This window comes from Spirosoma fluminis (assembly GCF_054778895.1).
In genome coordinates this window covers 171,985-196,409 of sequence record NZ_BAAGZD010000036.1, presented here as the reverse complement: position 1 = coordinate 196,409, position 24,425 = coordinate 171,985, and the positions used below count along the sequence as shown (strand labels likewise).

At 50.7% G+C, this 24,425-nt stretch carries 18 protein-coding genes; 16 read left to right on the top strand and 2 right to left on the bottom strand.

The window, feature by feature from the left end; all coding sequences use genetic code 11:
• The first annotated feature begins 12 nt into the window (after positions 1-12).
• The 4 genes from ACYVBJ_RS21660 (at position 13) to ACYVBJ_RS21645 (ending at position 7,919) form a co-directional block, all read left to right on the top strand.
• The gene (locus ACYVBJ_RS21660; RefSeq protein ID WP_460984390.1) at positions 13-1,539 is read left to right on the top strand and encodes a c-type cytochrome domain-containing protein; all 1,527 of its coding nucleotides are present in this window, start codon (positions 13-15) and stop codon (positions 1,537-1,539) included.
• A 188-nt stretch (positions 1,540-1,727) separates the two neighbouring features.
• Positions 1,728-5,165, top strand: coding sequence for a DUF1553 domain-containing protein (locus ACYVBJ_RS21655; protein ID WP_460984389.1), 3,438 nt, complete (start codon positions 1,728-1,730; stop codon positions 5,163-5,165).
• Between the two features lie 64 nt (positions 5,166-5,229).
• Entirely contained in the window at positions 5,230-6,678 is a 1,449-nt protein-coding gene (locus ACYVBJ_RS21650; RefSeq protein WP_460984388.1) for a DUF1501 domain-containing protein, read from the top strand.
• 119 nt (positions 6,679-6,797) lie between these two features.
• The gene (locus ACYVBJ_RS21645) at positions 6,798-7,919 is read left to right on the top strand and encodes a mechanosensitive ion channel family protein (protein ID WP_460984387.1); all 1,122 of its coding nucleotides are present in this window, start codon (positions 6,798-6,800) and stop codon (positions 7,917-7,919) included.
• Positions 7,920-7,991: 72 nt separating this feature from the next.
• Here ACYVBJ_RS21645 and glpK read toward each other — a convergent pair whose 3' ends face one another.
• Together glpK and ACYVBJ_RS21635 are read right to left on the bottom strand one after the other, a co-directional pair.
• The gene (gene glpK / locus ACYVBJ_RS21640; protein WP_460984386.1) at positions 7,992-9,494 is read right to left on the bottom strand and encodes a glycerol kinase GlpK; all 1,503 of its coding nucleotides are present in this window, start codon (positions 9,492-9,494) and stop codon (positions 7,992-7,994) included.
• Positions 9,495-9,542: 48 nt separating this feature from the next.
• Positions 9,543-10,268, bottom strand: a complete 726-nt coding sequence (locus ACYVBJ_RS21635; protein WP_460984385.1) for an MIP/aquaporin family protein — start codon at positions 10,266-10,268, stop codon at positions 9,543-9,545.
• Positions 10,269-10,427: 159 nt separating this feature from the next.
• On the opposite strand from ACYVBJ_RS21635, the gene ACYVBJ_RS21630 reads away from it, so the two are divergent.
• The 12 genes from ACYVBJ_RS21630 to porU all read left to right on the top strand — a co-directional run bounded on the left by ACYVBJ_RS21630 (position 10,428) and on the right by porU (position 24,411).
• On the top strand, positions 10,428-11,399 hold the full coding sequence (locus tag ACYVBJ_RS21630) for a zinc-dependent alcohol dehydrogenase family protein (protein WP_460984384.1): 972 nt from the start codon (positions 10,428-10,430) through the stop codon (positions 11,397-11,399).
• Positions 11,400-11,537: 138 nt separating this feature from the next.
• Positions 11,538-12,251: a MotA/TolQ/ExbB proton channel family protein gene (locus ACYVBJ_RS21625; protein WP_460984383.1), complete on the top strand. Its 714-nt coding sequence runs from the start codon at positions 11,538-11,540 to the stop codon at positions 12,249-12,251.
• 66 nt (positions 12,252-12,317) lie between these two features.
• Complete coding sequence (locus ACYVBJ_RS21620) at positions 12,318-12,710, top strand: ExbD/TolR family protein (RefSeq protein ID WP_460984382.1); 393 nt, start codon at positions 12,318-12,320, stop codon at positions 12,708-12,710.
• Positions 12,711-13,013: 303 nt separating this feature from the next.
• Complete coding sequence (locus tag ACYVBJ_RS21615; protein ID WP_460984381.1) at positions 13,014-13,835, top strand: exonuclease domain-containing protein; 822 nt, start codon at positions 13,014-13,016, stop codon at positions 13,833-13,835.
• Positions 13,836-13,978: 143 nt separating this feature from the next.
• Positions 13,979-14,323: an NADH-quinone oxidoreductase subunit NuoK gene (gene nuoK / locus ACYVBJ_RS21610; protein WP_460984380.1), complete on the top strand. Its 345-nt coding sequence runs from the start codon at positions 13,979-13,981 to the stop codon at positions 14,321-14,323.
• An 81-nt stretch (positions 14,324-14,404) separates the two neighbouring features.
• Positions 14,405-16,333, top strand: a complete 1,929-nt coding sequence (gene nuoL, locus ACYVBJ_RS21605; RefSeq protein WP_460984379.1) for an NADH-quinone oxidoreductase subunit L — start codon at positions 14,405-14,407, stop codon at positions 16,331-16,333.
• A 24-nt stretch (positions 16,334-16,357) separates the two neighbouring features.
• Positions 16,358-17,836 (top strand): complex I subunit 4 family protein, encoded by a 1,479-nt coding sequence (locus ACYVBJ_RS21600; RefSeq protein ID WP_460984378.1) that lies wholly within the window; start codon positions 16,358-16,360, stop codon positions 17,834-17,836.
• An 89-nt stretch (positions 17,837-17,925) separates the two neighbouring features.
• Positions 17,926-19,332, top strand: coding sequence for an NADH-quinone oxidoreductase subunit N (locus tag ACYVBJ_RS21595; protein WP_460984377.1), 1,407 nt, complete (start codon positions 17,926-17,928; stop codon positions 19,330-19,332).
• A gap of 117 nt (positions 19,333-19,449) precedes the next feature.
• Positions 19,450-19,962, top strand: coding sequence for a GtrA family protein (locus ACYVBJ_RS21590; protein WP_460984376.1), 513 nt, complete (start codon positions 19,450-19,452; stop codon positions 19,960-19,962).
• Between the two features lie 130 nt (positions 19,963-20,092).
• Positions 20,093-20,290, top strand: coding sequence for a hypothetical protein (locus ACYVBJ_RS21585; protein ID WP_460984375.1), 198 nt, complete (start codon positions 20,093-20,095; stop codon positions 20,288-20,290).
• 64 nt (positions 20,291-20,354) lie between these two features.
• Positions 20,355-20,963 (top strand): sprT domain-containing protein, encoded by a 609-nt coding sequence (locus ACYVBJ_RS21580; protein WP_460984374.1) that lies wholly within the window; start codon positions 20,355-20,357, stop codon positions 20,961-20,963.
• Entirely contained in the window at positions 20,941-24,411 is a 3,471-nt protein-coding gene (porU, locus tag ACYVBJ_RS21575; protein WP_460984373.1) for a type IX secretion system sortase PorU, read from the top strand. Before ACYVBJ_RS21580 ends, porU begins: the two co-directional genes overlap by 23 nt.
• Positions 24,412-24,425 lie beyond the last annotated feature (14 nt).

The window sequence follows — 24,425 nt, the reverse complement described above, 5'->3', positions numbered from 1 at the left end:
AGACCTATCCGTATGAACACCTTACTTTTTTTGCAAGCTGTTTCGTCGCAACCAGCCGATTGGGTCCTGTTCTTTGGCCGCTTTCATCCGGTAATCGTCCACTTGCCCATTGGCTTTCTGGTAGTAGCCGCCATTCTGGAACTGGGCAGGAGACTGGGTAAAGTGAACGTGAGCGAATCGGCAATTACGAGCGTACTGTTCTGGTCGGCGGTGAGCGCAACGGTAGCGTGTGCGTTGGGCTATCTGCTATCGCTGGGGGGCGGCTACGAAGAAGAGATTCTGGACGAGCACATGTGGCAGGGCATTGGCGTAGCCGCGTTCGCCTGGATTGCCTGGGCTGTCAAGTCTGACGCGTTCGGTCACCGCATTCCGGCCGGGTCCGCTCTGTACGTACCGGCATTAGGGTTAGCGCTGGTGTTGCTGATTGCGGCTGGTCACCACGGGGGGGCACTTACACATGGGTCAGATTACCTGACTCAATACACGCCCGAGCCTCTCCGGACCTTAGCGGGTATCGCACCCCGTAAGCAGGAGATCGCCATTAAACCAATCACAGACGTAAACCAGGCGCTGGTGTACGAACAGATTGTAAATCCGATTCTGCAAAGTCGCTGTGTGCAGTGCCATAACGCCGAAAAATCGAAAGGGGATCTGCGGTTCGATACCCCCGACATGATCAAAAAAGGTGGTGAAGATGGTCCTATGTTTGTGGCTGGTAAGGCAACCGATAGTGAACTGATTAAACGCTGCTTACTGCCCGAGGAAGACGATCATCACATGCCGCCCAAAGGCAAGAACCAACTCACTGAAGGGCAAATTGCATTACTGACCTGGTGGATCGATCAGGGTGCTCCTTTTGACAAAAAGGTGTCGGAGGTAAAAGTTACCGATGCCATTCGGCCTGTATTGGCTTCATTAGCTACAGGTGGTTCTAGTGCAACGGATGGAGCATCGGTTGCGTCGGGTCCTGCCCCCCAGTCTCCCGTGCTGACCATGAAGGTTCCGGCAGCCGATGTAAAGGCGGTTGATGAGTTACGGAAAACGGGCTTGCTGGTACTTCCTCTCTCAAAAGAACAGAATCAAGTCGAAGTGAGCGCCGTAAACGCCCGGACATTCAACGATGCGCAGGCGGTTTTACTGCCTAAGTTAAGCGAACAGATTGTTTGGTTGCGGCTGGGCGATACGGATATATCAGACGTAACGCTAGCTCAGGTTGCTAAACTTAAGAATCTTCAGAAGCTGCATCTGGAGCAAACGAATGTGACAGACGCGGGGCTCAGTCAATTAAAAGGTCTGACGAATCTAGAGTACCTGAATCTATACGGTACCTCAATTTCAGACGCGGGTTTGGCCGAATTAGTGCAATTGAAGAGCCTGAAGACGGTGTACTTGTGGCAAACAAAAGTAACGGAGCAAGGATTGGCTCTCTTGAAAAAGACAAGGCCCTCCTTAGAGATTGTTGGCGGAATTACTGAGCAAGCCGTTGCCGAGTTCGCAAAAACTGCTGAGTCTAAAGCAGATGAACCGAAAAAGAACTAATCCCGATGCAGTGCTGAAATGATACGTGTCAATAATAATGGTTATACCACTAGTATTGACACGTATTTTGTATGGTCGAATTATCGGCAGGTCAATTTTGAACAGAAAGAAGATACGATTGTCTCATTTTTGGGGGATTTAGTTGGTATTTTTGTTAATTCGATTCATTATCAAGGTAATCTGTCTGTATGCGTAGTTGGTCTGACACACGATTTGGGTATGCTCTTCTTAGCTCGGCTGCAATCCTGTTCGGAGCCTCAGTCTGGCTAACCGCCTGCCATAAATCGGTTCAGAAAACCCCGGATATAGTAGCCGCTGAGGCTGATCTCCCCGAAAAGGTTGATTATAATTTACACGTCAAGCCCATCCTGTCGGACCGTTGTTTTGCCTGTCACGGACCCGATCAGGCTAAACAGCAGGCAGGTTTGCGGCTCGACACGCCCGATGGGGCTTATGAAGCCTTGGCTAAAAGTGGCCATACGGCCATCGTGCCCGGAGACCTGGGTGGCAGTGAGCTGGTCCGGCGAATCCTGAGTCTCGATCCGGACGTAATGATGCCTACGCCGGAGTCGAACTTGAACTTAAACGCTCAGGAAAAAGCGATGTTGATCCGATGGGTCGAGCAGGGCGCTGCTTACAAGGAGCACTGGTCGTTGATTACGCCAACTTTGCCTGAGCTTCCCAAGGTGAAAAATGGGAAATGGGTAAAAAACGATATTGACCGCTTTGTGCTGGCTCAGCAGGAGTCCAGAAAATTAACCCACGCAGCCGAGGCTGATAAAACGACGCTGTTACGTCGCGTTAGTCTGGACCTGACGGGGCTGCCGCCCACGCCTGATGAGATAGATGCCTTCCTGGTCGACACATCACCAAATGCGTATGAAAAGGTAGTCCATCGCCTGCTGAACAGCCCGCATTACGGGGAGCGGCAAGCGGTAGAATGGCTCGACGTAGCCCGATACGCTGATACGCACGGGTATCAGGACGATGGCATGCGTACGATGTGGCCCTACCGGGACTGGGTGATTCGGGCGTTCAACCGCAACTTGTCATTCGATCGGTTCGTTACGTGGCAGTTGGCCGGAGATCTGCTGCCAAAGCCCAGTAAGGACATGATTCTGGCAACCGCTTTCAACCGGAATCACCAGCAAAGTCAGGAGGGAGGAATTGTGCCGGAGGAGTATCAGGCCGAATACATCGCTGATCGAACCGCTACGTTCGGCAAAGCGATGCTGGGTCTGACGGTTGAATGTGCCCGTTGTCACGACCACAAATACGATCCAATCTCGCAGAAAGACTATTATTCCTTAGGGGCCTTTTTCGCCCAGAATAATGAATATGGGCAGATTCCGTACAACGGTGAACCTGCTCCGCACCTTACCTTGCCAACGCCCGAAGCAGAAGCTAAGCTGAAATTTATTCGCGAGAAAATACGGGGGATCGATCAACAGCAGGTCACTGATTTGAACGTGGTTAAGCAACGCTTTGCTACGTGGCTGGCTCAGGCCCAACGCGATCCGGCTAAAGCCTTACTTCCTGCTGATCAGGACCTAGCTATTTACGTTCCTTTTGATCGAAGCGAAGAGGTATTGGCCGAGAAGCCGAAAAAGGATGAGCCAACAAAAAAGGGGGACAGGAAGAGTGTCGTTAAGGTTGCTGAGCCGAAAACGCCGACTGCCCCCCGTCTGCGTCGTATTTACCAGAACATGGCAAATGATACGTTACCGCTTGAAATGCAGGGCGATCTGGACGCTAAGATTCCGTTCATTAAAAGTCCGGCCGGAGCTGGTATCCGACTTATTGGCGAGAGCTTTGTGCAACTAAAAAGCATTGGCGGGTTTGACGCCTGGATGGGGAAAAGTAAAACAAACGCTTATCCGCCGGGGTGGTACGAACGAAATCAGCCTTTTACTGTGGGTATTTGGGTCAACGTCCAGGACGCTAAGCTGAAAGGCCCTTTATTTAACCGCAGCTTAGGGCCATTTAATGGCTTTCGGGGATACGAGTGCGTCCGGCTTGACAATGGTCGGCTCGCCTTTCGCCTGAGCAATGTCTGGCCCGACGATGCCATCGATGTGGAAACCCTCGACAAGCTGCCGCTGAACAAATGGACGTACCTAACCATAACCTACGACGGTACGAGCCAGGCCAGTGGCCTGCATATCTATACAAACGGTTTTCTGGCGCGTACGCGTGTTGTCACGGACCATCTGACTCAGAGTACCATCTGGGGGAAAAGCAAAACGAATTGGGGAGCCGGGACGCCTAACTTCAGCATTGGCCAACGTCACGACTATAATTACAAAGGCTACGCGGTAGATGAGCTTCGGGTGTACAACCGGAAACTTACCCCGCTCGAAGTGCAAAGCTTGTTTTCCCAACGTGATGAACTGCAAACCGCACTACGTACCTCAACGCGTACTCCTGCCCAGCAAGCCGCTCTTTTTGATTATTACGTAACCAATGTAGATCGTTCGGTTCAGGAACGACGACTGATTCGGGAGCAGCAACTGGGTGAAGAAACAAGTGTATTGAATGAGCAAATTGATGTAATGGTGATGCGGGAACGGAAATTCAACCGGCCAACGCATCTGCTCAAACGCGGTGCCTACGATGCCCCTGGCGAAGCGGTTGTACCGGCGGTGCTCCATAGTCTGCCGCCTATTCCTGACAACGTACCCAAAAACCGACTTGGTCTGGCTACGTGGCTGGTACAGCCCGAGAATCCTCTATTTAGTCGCGTGATGGTTAATCGGTTCTGGCAACAGTATTTTGGGCAGGGATTAGCTAAAACGAGTGATGACTTCGGAAATCAGGGTGCTCTGCCCAGCCATCCCGAACTGTTGGATTACCTGGCTGTGAAATTTCGGCAGTCAGGCTGGAACGTAAAAGCCATGCACAAGCTGATCGTTATGTCAGCTACGTATCGTCAGTCATCGAGTGCGACGGAGAAAGCGCGCGAGGCTGACCTCGACAATACGTATCTGACCCGTGGACCCAGCTATCGGATGTCGGCCGAACAAGTGCGCGATAATGCGTTAGCCGCGAGTGGACTGTTGAGTCGATACGTCGGTGGACCAAGTGTTCGCCCGTATCAGCCAGCGGGTATCTGGGAAGCGTTAGCGACACGTAACGCGGTTAAATACGTTCAGAGTAAAGGTGATAGCTTGTATCGCCGGTCGTTGTATACCATCTGGAAACGCTCGTCGCCACCACCCATGATGCTGAACTTCGATGCGGCTGAACGGCATACCTGCATTGTTAAGCGACAGAAAACCAGTACGCCGTTGCAGGCACTTGTTACGTTGAACGACCCGCAGTTTGTCGAAGCCGCCCGCGTGTTAGCCCAGCGGGCGATGGCTCGGGGTGAGCAGGGTGACAAGTTGCTCGACAATGCCTTTAAAGCTATTGTCAGTCGACCCGCCCGACCGCAGGAGATTCAACTCATGAAGCAGCTTTATACGGAAGAGTTGACTGATTTCAGGAAAAATCCGAAACGATCCAAGGAACTGCTGTCCGTGGGCGAGTACCCGGTTGACAAGAAGCTTAACCCGGCTGAGCTGGCTGCCTGGACGGTTGTGGCGAGCACAATTCTAAACTTTGACGAAGCGATTATTAAACGATAACGTATTGTTAGTCAATTGATGAGCAAAGGTTGCCTTTCAGCTAACATACTAACTGGCCAGCTTTATGGAGATACAGGACCAGATTCATGATCAGCTTAGCCGCCGGACTTTCCTGGGGCAAACCAGCGCCGGTTTAGGCACTATCGCGCTGGCATCTTTATTGAATCCAACCAACCTGTTTGGCAGAACACCGGGCGAAAACCCGGCGGTGGGTAAACCGCATTTTTCGCCAAAGGTAAAGCGCGTGATTTACCTGTTTCAAAGCGGGGCTCCTTCGCAGTTAGAGCTGTTTGATTATAAACCGAAGCTCGAAGCCATGTGGGGTAAAGAACTGCCGGAGTCGGTGCGAAAAGGGCAGCGACTGACGGGTATGACCGCCGGACAGAGCCATTTTCCGTTGGCTGCCTCAAAATACAAGTTTGCGCAATATGGTCCCGGCCGCATGTGGATCAGCGAGCTACTGCCTTATACGGCACGTATCGCCGACGATCTGACGTTCGTGCGGTCGATGCATACGGAAGCCATCAACCATGACCCGGCCGTTACGTTCTTCCAGACGGGTAGTCAGCAGGCGGGCCGACCTTCGTTCGGGTCGTGGATCAGTTATGGCCTAGGGAGCGATAACCAGAATTTACCGGCTTTCGTGGTCTTGCTCTCCAAGGGCCGCGATGGAGATCAGCCGCTATATGCTAAGTTATGGAGTAATGGATTTCTACCGTCGGTTCACCAGGGCGTTGTGTTTCGTTCGGGTCCCGATCCTGTATACTACCTGAACAATCCGCCCGGTATTGATAAAACCAGCCGTCGGCGCATGCTCGATTACCTGACCAGGATGCATCAGGATCAGTATAAACACGTACTGGACCCCGAGATTAACAACCGTATGGCACAGTACGAAATGGCGTACCGGATGCAGACCTCAGTTCCCGAAACGCTCGACATCTCCAAAGAACCCGATTACATTTTTGATATGTACGGGCCCGATAGCCGGAAGCCTGGCACATTTGCGGCTAACTGCTTACTGGCCCGAAAACTCGTTGAAAAAGATGTCAAGTTTATTCAGTTGTATCATCAGGGATGGGACCAGCACGGCAACCTGCCTAACGATATCAAGATCCAGGCAAAGAGCGTAGACCAGCCTTCGGCTGCGTTGATTATGGACCTGAAACAGCGTGGTTTGCTGGACGATACACTCGTAATCTGGGGTGGAGAATTTGGCCGGGGTAGCTATTCACAGGGCAAATTAACCCGCGATAATTACGGGCGTGACCATCACCCTCGGGCGTTCTCGGTCTGGATGGCAGGGGCGGGCGTCAGAAAAGGGGTGGTGCATGGCGAAACGGATGAGTTTGGGTATAACGTCGTCCGTGATCCGGTGCATGTGCATGATTTTCAGGCTACTGTCTTGCATCTACTTGGCCTCGATCACGAGAAGCTGACCTTCAAAAGTCAGGGTCGCCGTTACCGCTTAACCGATGTTCACGGCAAAGTTGTGAAGCCGCTACTGGCTTAAGTTTTTAAGCGCTGACTTACTCAGGCGCCCCACTACTTCAGTCTGGTTCGGAATTGTAGCGAGCAAACATCTTTGAAGAAGTCACGTTGAAACAATGTGGCTTCTTTATTTTTGCCGGTATGCTACAACAACTTGATACCTGGATACGGGGCCTGATTCGGTGGGCAGGTTATATACCCAACCGCGACATATCGGGCTGGGTTCTGCTGATTTCGGCTGTGCTGTTCGGCTTAATTGTTGACGTAATTATTACCCAGATAATTCGGTTTATCGTCCGTCGTCGGCCGTTTCAAACCTTAGCTTTGCTCAAAATTCATGTCCGTTGGGCGTTCTGGGCGTTCATTCCCTCGGCGTTGTTTCTCCTGGCTACGAACGTACAGTCCGAGCGTTTTTTGCGTCGTCATCCCGTTGCCGATAAAGCCGCCGAAGTTCTTTTTTTGATCATCACCACCTGGCTGATTGTTAAGTTGCTTAAGGTTGGCGAACTCCTGCTCATCCGAGAGTACGATACAACACAGGACGTTAATTTGTCGCAGCGCAAATTTGTAACGCAGGTGCGGTTTGTCCGCCGTATTATCGCGCTTGGGGTGATTATCATCAGCGGCTCGCTTCTGCTCATTACGTTTCAGGGGAGCCGTAAGGTCGGACTGAGTGTGTTGACATCGGCCGGGGTCGTTTCGGTCGTGCTTGGCTTTGCGGCTCAAAAAACGCTGGCCAACCTGCTGGCTGGTATTCAGATTGCCTTTAATCAGCAAATTCGGCTTGATGATGCGGTTGTTGTTGAAAAGGAATGGGGACGTATTGAAGAAATCAACCTGACTAATGTGGTTGTCCGCTTGTGGGACCGGCGACGGCTGATTTTGCCCATTACGTATTTCGTCGAAACCCCTTTCGAAAACTGGACCCGTTCTGATGCGTCGATAACGGGAGCCGTTTTTCTGTACCTGGATTACACAATTCCAGTCGACAAGGTACGTGAGAAGGCCCGCGAATTAGCGGAAGCCGATCCATTGTGGAATCGGCAGGTATTTGCTGTACAAGTAACTGATACGCAGCCTATGTGTATTGTTGTTCGGGTGTTAGTATCGGCCCCGGATGCACCGTCAGCTTTTGATTTGCGGTGTCACCTTCGCGAACAGCTCATTGCCTTTATTCGGGACGAATACCCACAAGGATTACCCCAAACCCGGTTAATGCTCGCGGAAGAACTGCGGCCTCGTGAAGTAAAAAGCGTAGAGTAATTGAGAAAGCTTTGAAAAAAAGCTGGCAAGTAGCTCTTCGACTACGCGCCAGCTTTTTATCTGTGATTGGGATTAATCTTCCCAGCCAAACGACCGTTCAATGGCTTTTTGCCAGCCGCGCATCAGGCGGGTCCGCTGAGTTTCGTCCATGTTCGATTCATACGTATGAGCAATTCCCCAGTTCTGACGTAAGTCATCCAGGTTTTGCCAGTAGCCAACGGCCAGACCAGCGGCATAAGCGGCTCCCAGTGCCGTGGTTTCCGTCATGCGCGGGCAAATAACGGGGCCGTTTAGTACGTCGGCCTGAAACTGCATGAGCAGCGAGTTTACCACCATACCGCCATCGACACGTAACGACTTAAGCGATACGCCTGCATCCTGTTCCATGGCCCGGACAACATCAACGGTCTGGTAGGCAGTGGCTTCCAATACAGCGCGGGCCAGATGCCCTTTGTTCACAAAACGCGTTAACCCCGCAATAATGCCCCGGGCGTCGGCTTTCCAGTGCGGAGCGTAAAGCCCCGAGAAGGCTGGCACAAAATAAGCGCCACCATTATCGTCGACTGATCGGGCAAGCGCTTCAATGTCGGTACTTTTCTTGATGATGCCAAGGTTGTCGCGCAGCCATTGCACAAGCGCTCCCGTGATGGCTACACTACCTTCCAGCGCGTAATGCACCGGCTCGTTCTGAAACTGATACGCTACGGTTGTCAGTAAACCACAGGTAGACGGACGTAGCTCCGTCCCCGTATTCATCAGCAGAAAGCATCCCGTGCCATACGTATTTTTAGCCTGGCCTGGCTCATAGCAGGTTTGACCCACCAGCGCAGCCTGCTGGTCACCTAAAATCCCCGCAATGGGAACGCCGGGTAACACTTCGGACGAAACCATACCGTAGACTTCGCTGCTTGGCCGAATCTGCGGCAACATCGCACGAGGTACGGTAAAGTCGCCAAGCAGTGAATCATCCCAGCTCAATGTCTTCAGATTCATGAGTTGGGTACGGCTCGCGTTCGTTACGTCGGTCAGATGCAAGCCGCCGTTCACGCCCCCGGTCAGGTTCCAGACCACGAACGTGTCCATATTCCCAAAGAGCGCGTCACCCCGCTCGGCATCTTCCCGTAAACCGGGTACGTTGTCCAGCAACCACTTCAGCTTTAAGCCGCTGAAATACGTAGCAAGCGGTAAGCCGGTTTGCTCGCGAAACCGATCCTGACCACCCTCTCCGGCCGAAAACTGCGTAACCAGATCTGCCGTACGCATATCCTGCCAGACAATGGCGTTGTAATACGATTTGCCCGTCCGACGATTCCAGACCACGGTGGTTTCGCGTTGGTTGGTAATGCCGATAGCCGCAACATCCTGCGCCGACAGCTTGGCTTTGATCCGGGCCAGGGCAATTACTTCGAGGGTATTCCGCCAGATCTCTTCTGGATCGTGTTCAACCCAGCCGGGCTGCGGATAAATCTGTTTATGCTCTTTTTGAGCCAATGAAACAATCTGACCCTGCCGGTCAAATACAATGCAACGTGTACTGGTGGTACCTTGATCAATGGCCGCTACGTAGGTGGGCATAGGAATATTCGTAGGAGGTGACGGGTGTAATTAAGTAGAGAAGATAAATTATAACGCAAACCACCGGATCAGAAACCCACCAATGGCGGCTCCGATAAGTGGGCCTACAACCGGAATCCAGGCGTATCCCCAATCGGATGAACCTTTATTCGGTATGGGAAGCAGGGCATGCGCTAAGCGAGGACTAAAATCGCGGGCTGGACTGATGGCGTAACCCGTTGTGCCGCCAAGCGATAGGCCGATGCTCCACACCAGAATGCCCACCAAGTAAGGACCTACGCCGATGGCGAGCTCGCCTAGATTTTTGGACGAAATACCCGCTAAGCCCAGTATGAGTACGATGGTTGCGAATGTTTCGCTGAGGAAGTTTGCGCCGGAATTGCGGATGGCAGGGCCGGTTGCAAAACAGGCTAGCTTAGCTCCAGGATCTGGTGTGGCTGCCCAATGCGGCAGATAATGCAGCCACACGAGCGTTGCCCCCAGAAAAGCCCCGATCAGTTGAGCGGCAATGTAGGGGAAAATATGGCTGAAGTCATTCGTGGCTATGGCGAACGCAACCGTAACGGCCGGATTTAGGTGGGCGTCGGTGCTACCAAACGCTTTCGCCACGAAGACTCCCATGGTTACGGCGAACGCCCAACCCGCGGTAATGACAATCCACCCGGCCGATTCACCTTTGGTCTGTTTGAGAACGACATTGGCTACTACGCCATTGCCTAGTAAAAGCAGAACCATCGTACCGATAAGCTCGCCGAGAAAAGAAGATGTTTGCATTTGTAAGATTTTGATAGACAGCGTATTATCCTTGGTAAATCTTGGTTCTTAACAGAGATTTGCCAACACACGTGCATCTACCCGGTTCAGGGTTTAGGAATAGTTTGTGCGAATTAAGTCATATTTTTGACATGTGTACAACCGCAATTCGCATTGGTTATGAAAAGCATCGTATTTGAACAAGCAGGCAAACCGGCTTCCATTCTGCAAGCCAAGGAGCTCCCTACGCCTGAACCGGGACCGAATGAGGTTCGCGTGAAGGTGATTGCCAGCCCGATCAACCCATCCGACATTATGTTCGTGCAAAACCTCTACGGCATCCGGCCTCAGTTCCCGTCGGGGGCCGGATTTGAAGGGGTAGGGGTTGTCGATGCGTTGGGCGAAGGTGTTCAGATGCGTACCGGTATGCGGGTCAGTTTTACGAGCGTTGGTACGTGGTCGGAATATGCCATTGCGCACCAGCGAAGCCTTATTCCTGTGCCCGATGCCCTGTCCGATGAGGTGGCGGCTCAACTATTCGTGAATCCCTTCACCGCCTACGCGATGGTGCAGGAGTCAGGCCTACAGGAAGGCGGCTGGCTTCTGGTAACGGCTGCGGGTTCGGCCTTTGGCAAACTGGTTGTTCAACTGTGCAAAATGCGAGGGATAAACACCATTGGTACGGTACGTCGGGATGACCTCAACGACGAGTTGAAAGCGTTGGGTTTAACGGAAGTTGTGAATACGGAAACCGAGAATTTAAGCGTACGAGTCAAACAGATTACCGGTGGCAATGGCGTTACGTGTGTGCTCGATGCTGTTGGAGGACACACTGCCACCGAAGCCCTTAAGTGCCTTAGCCGGGGCGGAACCATGTTTATCTATGGATTGCTAAGCCTACAGGATCCATCTATCAACGCTGGTTTGCTCATATTTCGGGAGCTGACGGTGAAAGGATTCTGGTTAACCGACTGGATGCGCCGGGTTGACAGTCAGACGCGTCAGGAAGTAGCGCAGAATGTGATCAGCCTACTGGCTTCCGGAAAAATTCAGTTACCTGTTGAAGCGACATATTCTCTCGATGAGATTGTAGAAGCTGTTGAGCACGCCGATCGGCCCGGACGCCGGGGAAAGATTCTGGTGAAGCCTTGATGGATCAGCAGACATAGCCTAAGTTTCTCTTTCGTTTTCTGGCAGCTTCCTTATCTTTGACAACAATATCCGGTTTAATCAGCACGTTTGTTCCAAAACACCGCTGATATACCGTCATCTACTTACCCATTGGTTTATATGCTCTTGCTTCAGGTTCCGGCCACCGATACCACGGCCGCATCGCTGTCGGCCACCTCAGCGGCTGCTCAGCCCCAAAGTCTGCAATTGTTTGATCTGGTGGCTAAAGGCGGTTGGGTAATGATTCCCATCGCGTTTTTATTCTTCTCGGCACTTTACCTGATTTTTGAGCGGTTCTTCGTGATCCGTTCGCAGACAAAAACGGATGCGAACTTCATTGATAACATCCGCGATATGGTAGCGCAGGGTAATATCAAGTCGGCCGAATCTTTCGCCAAGAACCAGCGTACGGCCATGGGGCGCGTTTTTGAGAAAGCAATTGGTCGTATCGGATCGCCTATCAAAGAGATTGAAAGTACCGTGGAAACGGTTGGCCAGATTGAACTGTCCCGACTCGAACGGAATATGGGTTATCTGGGCATTATAGCCGGTATCGCCCCCATGTTGGGTTTCATCGGTACCATTTCGGGGATCATCCGCATATTTTACGACATTTCCCTGTCGGATAATATCAGCGTCGGTATTATCGCTGGTGGTCTGTACGAAAAAATGATTACGTCGGGCTCTGGTCTGATTGTAGGGGTAATCGCTTATACAGGCTACCACCTGCTGAATATGATGATTGAGCGGTTCACGCTGGCCTTGGAAGTAAACGCGTATGAGTTTATCGAAATCCTTCAGAAGCCAACAAACGAACCAGCACGGATGCGGTAAGGCTAACCTAGTCTGAACCGCTTATTGATATAAATTCCTATCTAACGTCCGGTAGGGCTGGGGTCTATGAAGCTTAGAAGAAAAAATAAATTTGCGGCCGAGGTAGCGACGTCTTCGCTGAACGACATCATGTTTTTCCTGCTGTTGTTCTTCCTGATTATCTCAACCGTAGCGAATCCGAACGTAATCAAGCTTTTACTTCCTAAAGCGGCTTCGTCGCAACAGTTGAGTAAGAAGCAGGTAACCTTATCGGTAGACGACAAGAAGCAGTATTATATTGACAAAAAGCCAGTCGATCCGGCGAATCTGGAAACCGAGTTAAAAACGGTAATGGCCGGTATTGATGAGCCAACGGTTGTGGTGCGGTTCGATAAATCACTGACGGTACAGGATCTGGTCGACGTATTGCAGACTGGTGCCAAGCTAAATATTAAAATGGTCATGGCTACGTCCAAGTAAGTCGTAAGCACTGAACGTGAAAAATAGGCTCGTGATCACGAGCCTATTTTTTTATGCGTCAATACGTGAATTTTGTCGGTTTGTTGCTGACGTACTGCCTGCTTCGCGTTCGAACGGGCAATTAGCTCCAAGCACCTGCTTTGGATAGTTTATGTACCTATTAAGTACGTATTGATGAGTTGAAGAAGTGAGCAACCGAAAATAATTCTGGGTTAGGGTTCGAACAGGGTGACGTACCCCATAATAAAACCACTGAAACCTGTTTACCTTTGTAGCCTTACCGCGCGAAAACCCGGTTTGGTTATGACGCATCAACTTGTACTCAAAAAGCCGCTGGCGTTTTTCGATCTTGAAACGACCGGTATTAATGTTGCCAAAGACCGTATTATTGACGTCTGCATCGTGAAGGCCCTGCCCGGCGGTGAAGTTGTCAGCAAAACGCAGCGTGTTCACCCCGGCATGCCGATTCCGCTCGAATCGAGTATGATTCACGGCATATACGATGAGGATGTAAAGGATGCTCCTCCGTTCAAATCGGTTGCCCGAACACTGGCTCAGTTTCTGGAAGGCTGCGATCTGGCGGGATTCAATTCTAATCGGTTCGACGTACCTCTGTTGGTTGAAGAATTTTTACGGGCAAACATCGATTTTGACTTGAAGAATCGACGCATGGTTGATGCCCAACGGATTTTTCACCTCATGGAACCGCGAAATCTCACGGCTGCCTATCGGTTTTACTGCGACAAAGAATTGATTGGTGCCCACGGAGCCGAAGCTGACACAATCGCTAGTCTCGAAGTGCTCAATGCCCAGGTGCAGCGTTATATGGGTCGGATCGCCAAAACCGACAGTGGGCAGGACGTAGTGTTCGAAAATGACGTCGAGATGCTCCACAGTCTGACCGCCACGAAAAACGTGGACCTTGCCGGGCGAATGATCATCAATGATAAAGGTGAGGAAGTATTCAATTTTGGTAAGCACAAAGGACTGCCGGTATTGGATGTACTCAAAAAAGAACCTTCTTTTTACGACTGGATACAAAAGGGCGAATTTACACTCGACACAAAACGCCGGCTGACCGAAATTCGGCTGCGCATGCTGACCAGCGCAAATGGGCGAAAGTGAAAAAGTTGTGAAGTTAGTAGAGTATACGTAACGAGTTCATTACCAATCTGTATTACACTTGATCGACTCACTTCGCAACATACTCTTTCCACCAATACCGAATAATCTGTACATTTGCGGCACTTTCTATTAACCGGCAAGCCATGCAACCCACGCAGGACGTCCTCATTCCGGAAGTCATTCAACAAATACCGCTTACGTACTACCTGATTCTTAGTACCGCATTATTCGTTATCGGCATTATTGGCGTACTAACCCGGCGCAATGCAATTATCATCTTTATGTCCATCGAGCTTATGCTCAATGCGGTTAATCTGCTGCTAATTGCCTTTTCTTCCTACCGCTCGGATTCTGCCGGTCAGGTATTTGTCTTTTTTATCATGGCTGTTGCTGCCGCCGAGGTATCGGTTGGGCTGGCCATTATTGTGATGATCTATCGCAACACGCGCTCAATTGATGTGAGCTTATTAAATAAATTAAAATGGTAATGTACGGTTGAGTGGTATCGATGCGGTGCTGTTAACCGTGCTATTCACTCATTCGCCCTTTCACTCATTCACTCAGTATCAATGCAACCAGAATTACTCTGTGCGTTAATTCCGCTTTTTCCGCTGATTGGTTTTCTCATCAACGGTATTGGCTTCCGACATGTACCGAAAGGGCTGGCTGGGGGCATTGCAACAGTAGCTGTGCTGGCCTCGTTTCTTACATCGGCCTTCTTATTCGGAGCGTTTATTGGCAACCAACACCAGACCAGCAGTACCGCTCCGCTCGTCGTCACCCTTTTCGACTGGATCAGCGTCGGTGATCTGCACATCAACTTTTCGTTTCAGATTGATCAGCTTAGCCTGATTATGTTGTTGGTTGTTACAGGTGTTGGCTCACTAATTCATTTGTACAGTATCGGCTACATGAGCCACGACGAAGGATTCGGTAAGTTCATGGCTTTCCTGAATCTGTTCGTATTCTTTATGTTGCTGCTGGTGATGGGGTCCAACTACGTCATCATGTTTATTGGCTGGGAGGGCGTTGGTCTGTGCTCGTACCTGCTCATCGGCTTCTGGAATACAAATACCAATTACAACAATGCCGCTCGGAAAGCCTTCGTCATGAACCGTATCGGGGACTTAGGCTTTTTGCTCGGCATATTCATGCTGATCAATACGTTCGGCACCGTTGAATACATAGACATCTTCAAACAGGCGACCAGTCTGACAATGGGCGACGAGACAGTGTTCCTGATCACGATGCTCTTGTTCGTAGGAGCAATGGGTAAATCGGCGCAGATTCCGCTCTACACCTGGCTGCCCGATGCAATGGCTGGTCCAACGCCCGTGTCAGCTCTTATTCACGCAGCAACGATGGTGACAGCCGGTATCTATATGGTCGTTCGTTCGAACGTACTATATACGCTGTCTCCGTTAACATTGGAGATTATTGGGGGTATTGCCATTGCCACGGCTCTTTTGGCCGCTTCGATCGGCTTGTTGCAAAACGATATCAAGAAGGTACTGGCGTATTCGACGGTGTCGCAGCTGGGATATATGTTCCTCGGTTTGAGCGCAACGGCGTATACGGCCGGGATGTTTCACGTTGTCACTCACGCGTTCTTCAAAGCGTTGTTGTTCCTGGGCGCTGGTAGTGTGATTCATGCCATGTCCGACGAACAGGATATTCGGAAAATGGGCGGACTGCGGAAATATCTGCCGGTTACATTCTGGACCTTCCTGATCGGTACGTGGGCAATTTCGGGGATTCCTCCGCTGGCTGGCTTCTTCTCAAAAGATGAAATTCTGGCGCATGTGTTTGCACACAGCAAAGTCTTGTGGGCTTTAGGTGTGCTGGGTTCAGGACTGACTTCCTTCTACATGTTCCGATTACTGTTCCTGACGTTCTTTGGCGAGTTTCGGGGCACTGATGAGCAAAAGCATCATCTTCATGAGTCACCCGCGACGATGACCGCACCCCTTTTGTTCCTGGCGGTTCTGTCGGCCGTCGGTGGTGCGTTGAATCTGCCGGGTTCAGGCTGGTTAGGTGATTTCATGACTCCGCTTTTCGAAGGCTCTCGTCAGGTGAATCCAGAAGCGTTTGCCGAATCGACCATTGAACACAGCACCGAATACATTCTAATGGCTGTTTCGGCGGGCGTTGCCCTGCTGGCGTTCGGCCTTGCCTACGTAATGTACGTGAGCCGTCGGGCAGTACCCGCGCCGGAAACGGCCGAACGGTCATTGCCTGAGCAGGTCATCTATAATAAATATTACGTCGACGAGCTATACGATACAATCATCGTTCGGCCTGTTCGCGGCCTGGGCGATGCCCTGTACAGCTTTGGCGAAGGGCTCGTTGATGGTGTTGTAAACGGGATTGCCTGGCTGGTTCGCCAAAGTTCCGCGCAACTGCGACTGCTTCAGAACGGATCAATTGGTTTCTACGTCTTCGCCATGGTATTAAGTATTGCGGTCATTTTCGCATTACGTTTCTTTGTTCGTTTCTGACCTACCGGCATTTGAATTACGAATATGCTTACTCTAGCGTTACTCTTTTTTCCCGCCCTGGCTGCCACGTTGCTGTTAGTGACCAAAGGCGAGACCGTAAAGCAAATAGCCTTCGGGGCCGCCTTAGTTGAACTGGCACTTGCTGTATATACGTTCGTAACATTTACCCCCGATGCAACCTCCCAGTTTGGGTTCGATTACGCCTGGATCGGTTCGCTGGGTATTCGGTTCAGCGCGGGTATTGACGGTATTAGTCTACTGCTGGTGTTACTGACGGGCTTACTCGTCCCCTTCATTGTGCTGTCGACCTTCAACCGCAGCTACGAACGGCCCAGCACGTTCTATGCCTTGATCTTGTTCATGCAGGCTGCTCTGATGGGCGTCTTCACCGCTCGGGATGGGTTTCTGTTTTACTTATTCTTTGAAGCTGCGCTCATCCCCATTTATTTTTTGGCGGCTATGTGGGGTGGAGAGAACCGCATTCCGGTAACCTTCAAGTTTTTCGTCTATACAATTTTCGGTAGTCTCTTCATGCTGGTGGCGTTGGTGTATTTATACTACCAAACACCTGCTATTGCCGGGGCTCCTCATTCGGCAGCTATTGCCGATTTCTACAAGCTAAAACTAACCCCCGAAGCGCAGGGCTGGGTCTTCTGGGCGTTCTTCATTGCCTTTGCGATCAAAATGCCGGTGTTTCCATTCCATACCTGGCAACCCGATACGTACGTTGAATCGCCAACGCCAGCAACGATGCTTCTGGCGGGTATCATGCTCAAAATGGGCGTATATGGCTTGATTCGGTTCATTATGCCTATCGTGCCATTAGGGGTGGAAGCCTGGGGTCATACGGCCATTGTTTTATCCGTAATCGGTATTGTGTACGGTTCAATCATTGCCATTCGTCAGCGCGATATGAAGCGGCTGATTGCGTACTCGTCGTTCTCGCACGTTGGGCTAATGGCAGCCGGTGTGTTTTCGCAGACCGAAACGGGTATGCAGGGCGCACTAGTGCAGATGCTGGCGCACGGAATCAACGTAGTCGGTATGTTTTTTGTAGCCGATATAATCTTCTCTCGGACCAACACCCGGCAATTGGATCAGCTTGGCGGCATTACCCGTACTACGCCAAAACTGACCGTTTATTTTATGATTATGCTGCTGGGCAGCGTGGCTCTTCCGCTGACGAACGGGTTCGTAGGCGAGTTTCTGCTGCTACACGGCGTCTTTACCTATAACCACTACCTTGGCTTAGCGGCTGGATTCACCATTATATTCGGTGCTGTCTACATGCTCCGGATGTTCCAGAAAAGCATGTTCGGGCCAACTTCATCACGTACCGATACGTTCGCGGATTTAACAAGCTCCGAAAGCTGGGTCTTTGTGCCGCTGGTGATTATGGTGTTCTGGATGGGTGTTTACCCGCGTACATTTCTTGAAGTAACCGAACCCGCTGTGGCTAACCTGATGAAATACGTCGGAACTACGGTGGTGTCTATGAAATAAAGTTCGACTGTTTAGCTGCCGGGTTGATGGATTCGTCATCAACAACCAACCGGGCGGATTAAACAACCAAACAGACAAACAAACAAAGCATGCTTCCCATCGTTCTGTTATCGGTTTTCGGTATTGTATTGCTGTTCCTTGGCTTCATGAGGTCAAAGGCTGTACTGCTGCCTGCAACATTACTATTCCTCTTAATTACGTTAGCCGTTAATTTCCTGGATTGGAACAAGACGTACCTATATTTCAATGGTATGCTGCGGACCGATAACCTGGCAATGGTATTCACCGCTATCATCCTGGGATCTGCGTTTATGGTTGTTGCCTTATCGAATACGTTTATTGAGGACGATGCTGCGCAGCCTGCCGAGTATTACGGTCTTATGATGTTCTCGCTGGTTGGTGCGGTCATGATGGTGGGGTACGAGAACCTGATCATGCTGTTCGTCGGTGTTGAGATTCTGTCCGTTGCCATGTACGTATTAACAGGGAGCGACAAGCGTAACCTGCGTTCGAACGAAGCAGCCCTGAAGTACTTCCTGATGGGTTCGTTTACAACGGGTATTATGCTCTTTGGTATGGCCCTGTTGTACGGAATAACCGGTTCGTTTACGCTCGCCGGGATTGCTTCATACGCCGTTAATCCACAGGCGGGATTATCGTTATTGCTGTACGTAGGCTTGTTGCTGCTTCTGATCGGTTTACTCTTTAAAGTATCCGCAGCGCCTTTTCACTTCTGGACGCCGGATGTGTACGATGGTGCACCGACGATCTTTACCGCTTTCATGTCCACTGTTGTCAAAACGGCTGGCTTCGCAGCTCTTTTCCGCCTGTTGTCAATATCGTTTGGAGGAGTATACACATTCTGGTGGACAATCCTGGCAATTATCACTGCCATTACGCTCGTAGCGGGTAACATTACCGCCGTTTATCAGAATAGCTTTAAGCGCATGATGGCGTACTCCAGCATTTCTCATGCGGGTTATCTGTTAATCGGTCTGGCTGCGTTAGGTACCCAAACCAAACAGGCAATCGTTTTTTATTCGCTGGCTTATTCGGTGGCTACGATCTCCGCCTTTGGAGTTCTATTGCTCGTTGCTCAGCAACGTAACACACAAACCTTATCGAGCAGCGGTACAACCGCCGAGAGCTTTGATGCCTTTAATGGACTGGCGCGCCAGAATCCACTGCTGAGTTTTGCCATGGCCGTTTCTATGCTGTCGCTGGCAGGCATTCCATTAACCGCTGGCTTCTGGGGTAAGTTTTACATGTTCTCAACCGCAGTTGAGCGGGGGCAAATTTGGTTGCTGGTGATTGCTGTATTGATGTCAGCCGTGGGGATTTATTATTATTTCCGGGTCATTATCGCTATGTATTTCCGCGATGGCGCTACTGAGCCTATTCAGGTGGCCCCCTTTTATCGGTACGTATTAGTAGCCGCAACTATTCTGACGTTAGGGCTTGGTATCGCGCCTGGACTGTTACAAGGGCTTTTTTAAGGACTGTCCGGTTGCCCGTTTTATCAGTTAAGGTCACGCAATACGGCGTATTTAAATGCGGCTTTGTACTTTTGTTTTTTAATAGTTGCCAACAAAGCAAGTAGTCAACAATATTATTTGAGTGAGAGAGTGGACGTGAGCAGTATTCAACAACCGAAACAGAAAGAATTTAAGGACTTCTTCTCGTTCTTCTTAACAGCGTTGTTGGGGGCTTCAATCAACTTTGTTAGTCAAATCTTCTATCGCCAATCCATCGACCTTGACTTTGATACGAGTGTTTTCTGCGGCTACCTAACCGCTACTGTTTTAACATTTATTCCAACGAAGCGGTACGCGTTTTCGGCTGGAAAAACAGGAAACACGGGTCGTGAGGCCGTTAAGTTTTTGGGTATCGCCTTAGTGGCTTTACTTGTCCAGGTCTACGTAGCCAAATACACACTGGAGTGGGTTGCCAATCCTATATTCCCATCAGTTAAGCAGCTGTGGCGTGAAAAAGGGTCTCACGTAGTCGGCATGGGAGCCAGCTTCATGGCTAACTACTTCGGGCATAAATTACTGACGTTCCGCAGCACCGGCGTATACGACAAGATTCGATCTCGCTCCTCTAAACAAAGCGAAGAACAGCTCTAGAACTGAATAATCCTGTTTAGTAATTTTCAGAGAGACACAATACGTTAGCCAATACCTTAGGCGTTCTTTTTTGCATTTTTCCGGAAAAGGGTATATTTGCAGAGCAAACCTAAAACACCACTGTAGGGTAATGAAAAAAGTATTCGCTTTATTGTTCGTTGGCAGTATGCTGACGTTCGCAGCTTGCCAGACCAAGCCTAAAACAGAAGAAGCAGGCACGGATTCGACGGCTACCATGATGACAGACACCACCATGATGGCAACAGATTCGGCCGCTATGATGTCGACCGATACAGCCGCTACTATGGCTACCGACAGCGCCAAGTAAGCTCAGCTTCACTATAGAATTACAAAAAAGCCTTATTTTTATAAGGCTTTTTTGTTTTATAACCTTGGTTGACATTTTTGCGCAACATGTTCCTGAGGCCTCGGCAGCATACTGTCGGCAGCTCTGGCAACACTATTTATTCAATTTTCGGGTAGTAAAGCCGCGTCGGACCCGGCTGGGTGATTTCCGCGCTTTACCTGGTGGCTTGACGCAAATCACCGTTAACGCCGATTTGAATCCATACGCGTTTCTCATTACGTATGTCCATGAAGTCGCCCATGCGGACGTCAATCGGCGGAGCCAGCGACGGATACAGCCGCACGGGCGAGCCTGGAAAACCGCATTTCAACGGCTGATGCAGCCCCTGCTGACCACGGCCGTATTTCCTGCTAACATTCTCCTGCCGCTGGTGAACTACATGGCTGATCCCGCAGCGACAACCTACGCGAATCCGGCACTGATGATGGCGTTGAGAAGAGCCGATCCACATGTCCCGCAGCCTGATGAAACCACCCGTGTGTTGTTACGAGATGTACCCGAAGGTAATTCCTTCAAATTTGATAAAAAGACGTATGTGCGCGGTACGTTACGCCGGACTCGTGTCGTTTGTAAAGAAGTATCGTCGGGTAAGTCATACGCAATTTTAGCTCATGCCTGGGTGGAACAACAATAAACCGAGAGTACACCAGCAGCAATGGATTGTAGCGAGCGGGCGTAAACTATCACTTCACTGGTTATTAATTCTGATCAGTAACGCATTTCTGATTCATAGTCCACTCAACGCACAATCTGTGCTGAAAGAAGGCATCTGGGTTAAAATCGGTGTTACGACTTCGGGCGTTTACCGACTCAATTGGGCGCAGCTTACCCGTCTGCACCCAGCGTTTGCCACGGCTGATCCGCGTCGATTGCGTTTGTATGGTAACGGAGGAGCGGTTTTGCCACAATTGAATGCAATACAGCGTCCTGTTGATCTTACCGAAAATGCGATTCAGGTAAGTGGTGAAGCTGATGGTCGCTTTGATTCGGGGGATGCGTTGCTTTTTTTCGGACAAAGTCCACATACCATTCGCTACGATTCGCTCAACCGGCGGTTTACGCATCAGATCAACCCCTATTCGGATACTACGTATTACTTTTTAACAATCGGTACGTCGCCTGGACTACGCATTGCCGATCGGGCGACTGGTGCCTTAGCAAGTACGCCGACCGTTACGTCGTTTGACGACTACCAGTTTCACGAGCAGGATCAGCTAAAGTTGCCCAGTATGCGTTCGGGCCGGGAGTGGTTAGGCGAATATCTGACAACGGATACAACACTGACCATTCCCCTTGACATGCCGGGGCTGCGGGCTGGCTCTCCGGTTCGACTGACTGCATCGGTAGTAGCAGGCGCAACGGTGCCGACGCAGTTTCGGCTACGGCTGAACGACCAGGTGGTCGGCATAATGGCCATGTCGTCGGTATCAGGTTACGAATACGATTACCAGGGCCTTGCTCGCCAGGATACGTTTTCTATCGTGCCGACGGTAATAACGAGCCCTGTCCGACTACAGTTGTCATTTCAAAAAAATGGGCAGTTCTCGGCGCAGGGGTACCTGAATTTTCTGGGTATTCAGGCACGGCGCGAACTTCGCCAGTATAACCAGCCGACCTGGGTACGAAGGTTAATCCCCGGCCAATATGCGATTCAGCAGTCAACCGCAGATCTGCGTATCTGGGACGTAACAAATCCGCTGACACCCGTAAACCAGGCGTATGTGCGCTTGGCCAGTCAGGAAATGGGTTGGGCATCGGGCAAATCCGGCGATTATTTTTTGTTTACTGATACGCAGGTGTTGAATCCGGCATCCGCCGTGCCGATAACTAATCAGAATGTGCGCGGTCAGTCAGTTCCCGATTTGTTAATCATAACGCCTGCTGCCTGGCAGGATCAGGCGGAGCGACTGGCCGCCTTTCGACGCGAGTCAGACAAACTCTCCGTGTTGGTGGCTACGACGCAGCAGATTTATAATGAGTTTAGCTCAGGTCAGCCTGATCCAACGGCCATTCGTGATGCGGCCCGCTACTTTTATCAACAGCAAGCGGGAAAGCTCAAATATCTATTACTGTTCGGCGATGCTACGTTCGATTACCGAAACATAGCAAAGTTGATCACCGCAGCCCAACAGGCGAATATGGTTCCGGTATACGAAAGTCGGGAGTCGCTTCATCCGGTGTTAAGCTACTCATCGGATGATTACTTTGGTTTTATGGACGAGGCCGAAGGCGAGTGGATAGAAACGGCAACGGGTGACCAACGGATGGATATTGGCGTCGGGCGTTTGCCGGTTAAATCCGTTGACGAGGCTCGTACGGTAGTTGACAAATTGATTCGGTACAGTTCTGACCGGAGCCTGTCGGGCGACTGGCAGACGCGGGTTATGCTCGTGGCCGATGATGGCGATTATAACATTCACCAACGCGACGCGGATCAACTCGCCACCGCCATTGAGACTCAATCGCCTGCCTACAGGCCGGAGCGCATATTTATAGATAGTTATGTTCAGGAAAATACCTCTAACGGTCAGAAAGCACCGCTTGTCAACCAAACCATCAATCGGGCCTTCGCTGAGGGACGGCTGATTATTAATTACAGTGGTCATGGAGGTATTCTGGATCTGGCCGATGAGCAGGTTGTTACGTTGCAGGACATTCTATCCTGGAAAAACCGGCGGCTACCCCTATTTGTAACGGCTACGTGCCAGTTTGGACGATATGACGACCCAACCGTAAGTTCAGGAGCGGAGTTGGCACTGTTAAGCCGAACGGGCGGAGCAATTGGCTTACTGACTACCACGCGCCCTGTGTACGCCAACACGAATTTGCTGTTGAACGAAGCATTTTACAAGGCGGTATTCACCCCCATCAACGGCCAAATGCCGAGGCTGGGTGATGTAATGCGAATCACCAAAAACAACAGTTTAAGTGGGCCAGTGAACCGCAACTTTGCGCTGCTGGGTGATCCATCCATGCGGTTAGCGTATCCACAGGCCGAGGCAAGGTTAACTCACGTAAATGGCCGCGCGGTTTCAGCCGACCGTACCGATACGTTACGTGCTTTACAAACGGTTGAACTCCGCGGTGAGATTCAACAGGAGCAGCAACGCCTGGCTGATTTTACGGGCACCATCCGGCTTGTTCTATACGACAAAGCAGCGGTACAGACTACGTTAGGTTCTGAAACGAGTAGCCCCAAAATGAACTACCAGTCTTATACCAGTCCAATTTTCATTGGCCAGGCGTCTGTACAGCAGGGCCATTTTTCCATCCGGTTCACGGTTCCCAAAGATATTGACTACTCGGTTGGTCGTGGCAAACTCTATACGTATGCTGTAAGGGCCGATAGTTTACTGGAAGCCGCGGGTAGCTACGATAGCCTGCTAATTGGTGGCAGTGTTTTTGCTGATAGTATTGACAACCAGCCTCCTGTCCTCGCGCTTTCCGTAAAAGACGGAGTTCGGGAAAACGAGACTGTGCGCGTTTCGGGGCCGGACGTAACCCTGCAAGTGAGATTGAGTGATAACAAAGGCATAAATATTGCCCGCTCGGGACTGGGCCATGAACTGACGGTCCAATTAAATGACCAGCAATCTATAGTCCTGAATGAAATGTACGTAGCTGACGGAGTGGATGGGCGTCAGGGAAATGTCGTTTATACGTTCCGGGACGTAGCACCGGGAACCTACCAGATTCGGGTCAAAGCCTGGGACATTAACAATAATTCAACCGAAGGGGCGTTGACCATAAGAGTTTCTGAACGACCTGCCCTGACGGTACGGACGCTGAAAAGTAGCCCGAATCCAATACAGGCCGAGGCTACCCTGACCGCTGAGCTGAATCGTTCCGGAGAGCCTCTCGACTGGACTGTGAACATCTATGATCTCAGCGGCAGGCGGTATAGTCAGCGGGTCGGGCAGTGCTCAGATTGCCCGTCAACGCTAAACGTCGGAACCTGGGAAGGCGTTTCGGATGCTGGGCAACCGCTACCAAACGGATTATACATTATGACAATTCTGGTACGCTCCACCATTGATGGGTCTGTGGCAAACGGGAGCGGACGGATCGTCTTAACGAAATGATTTATCAGGTTTAA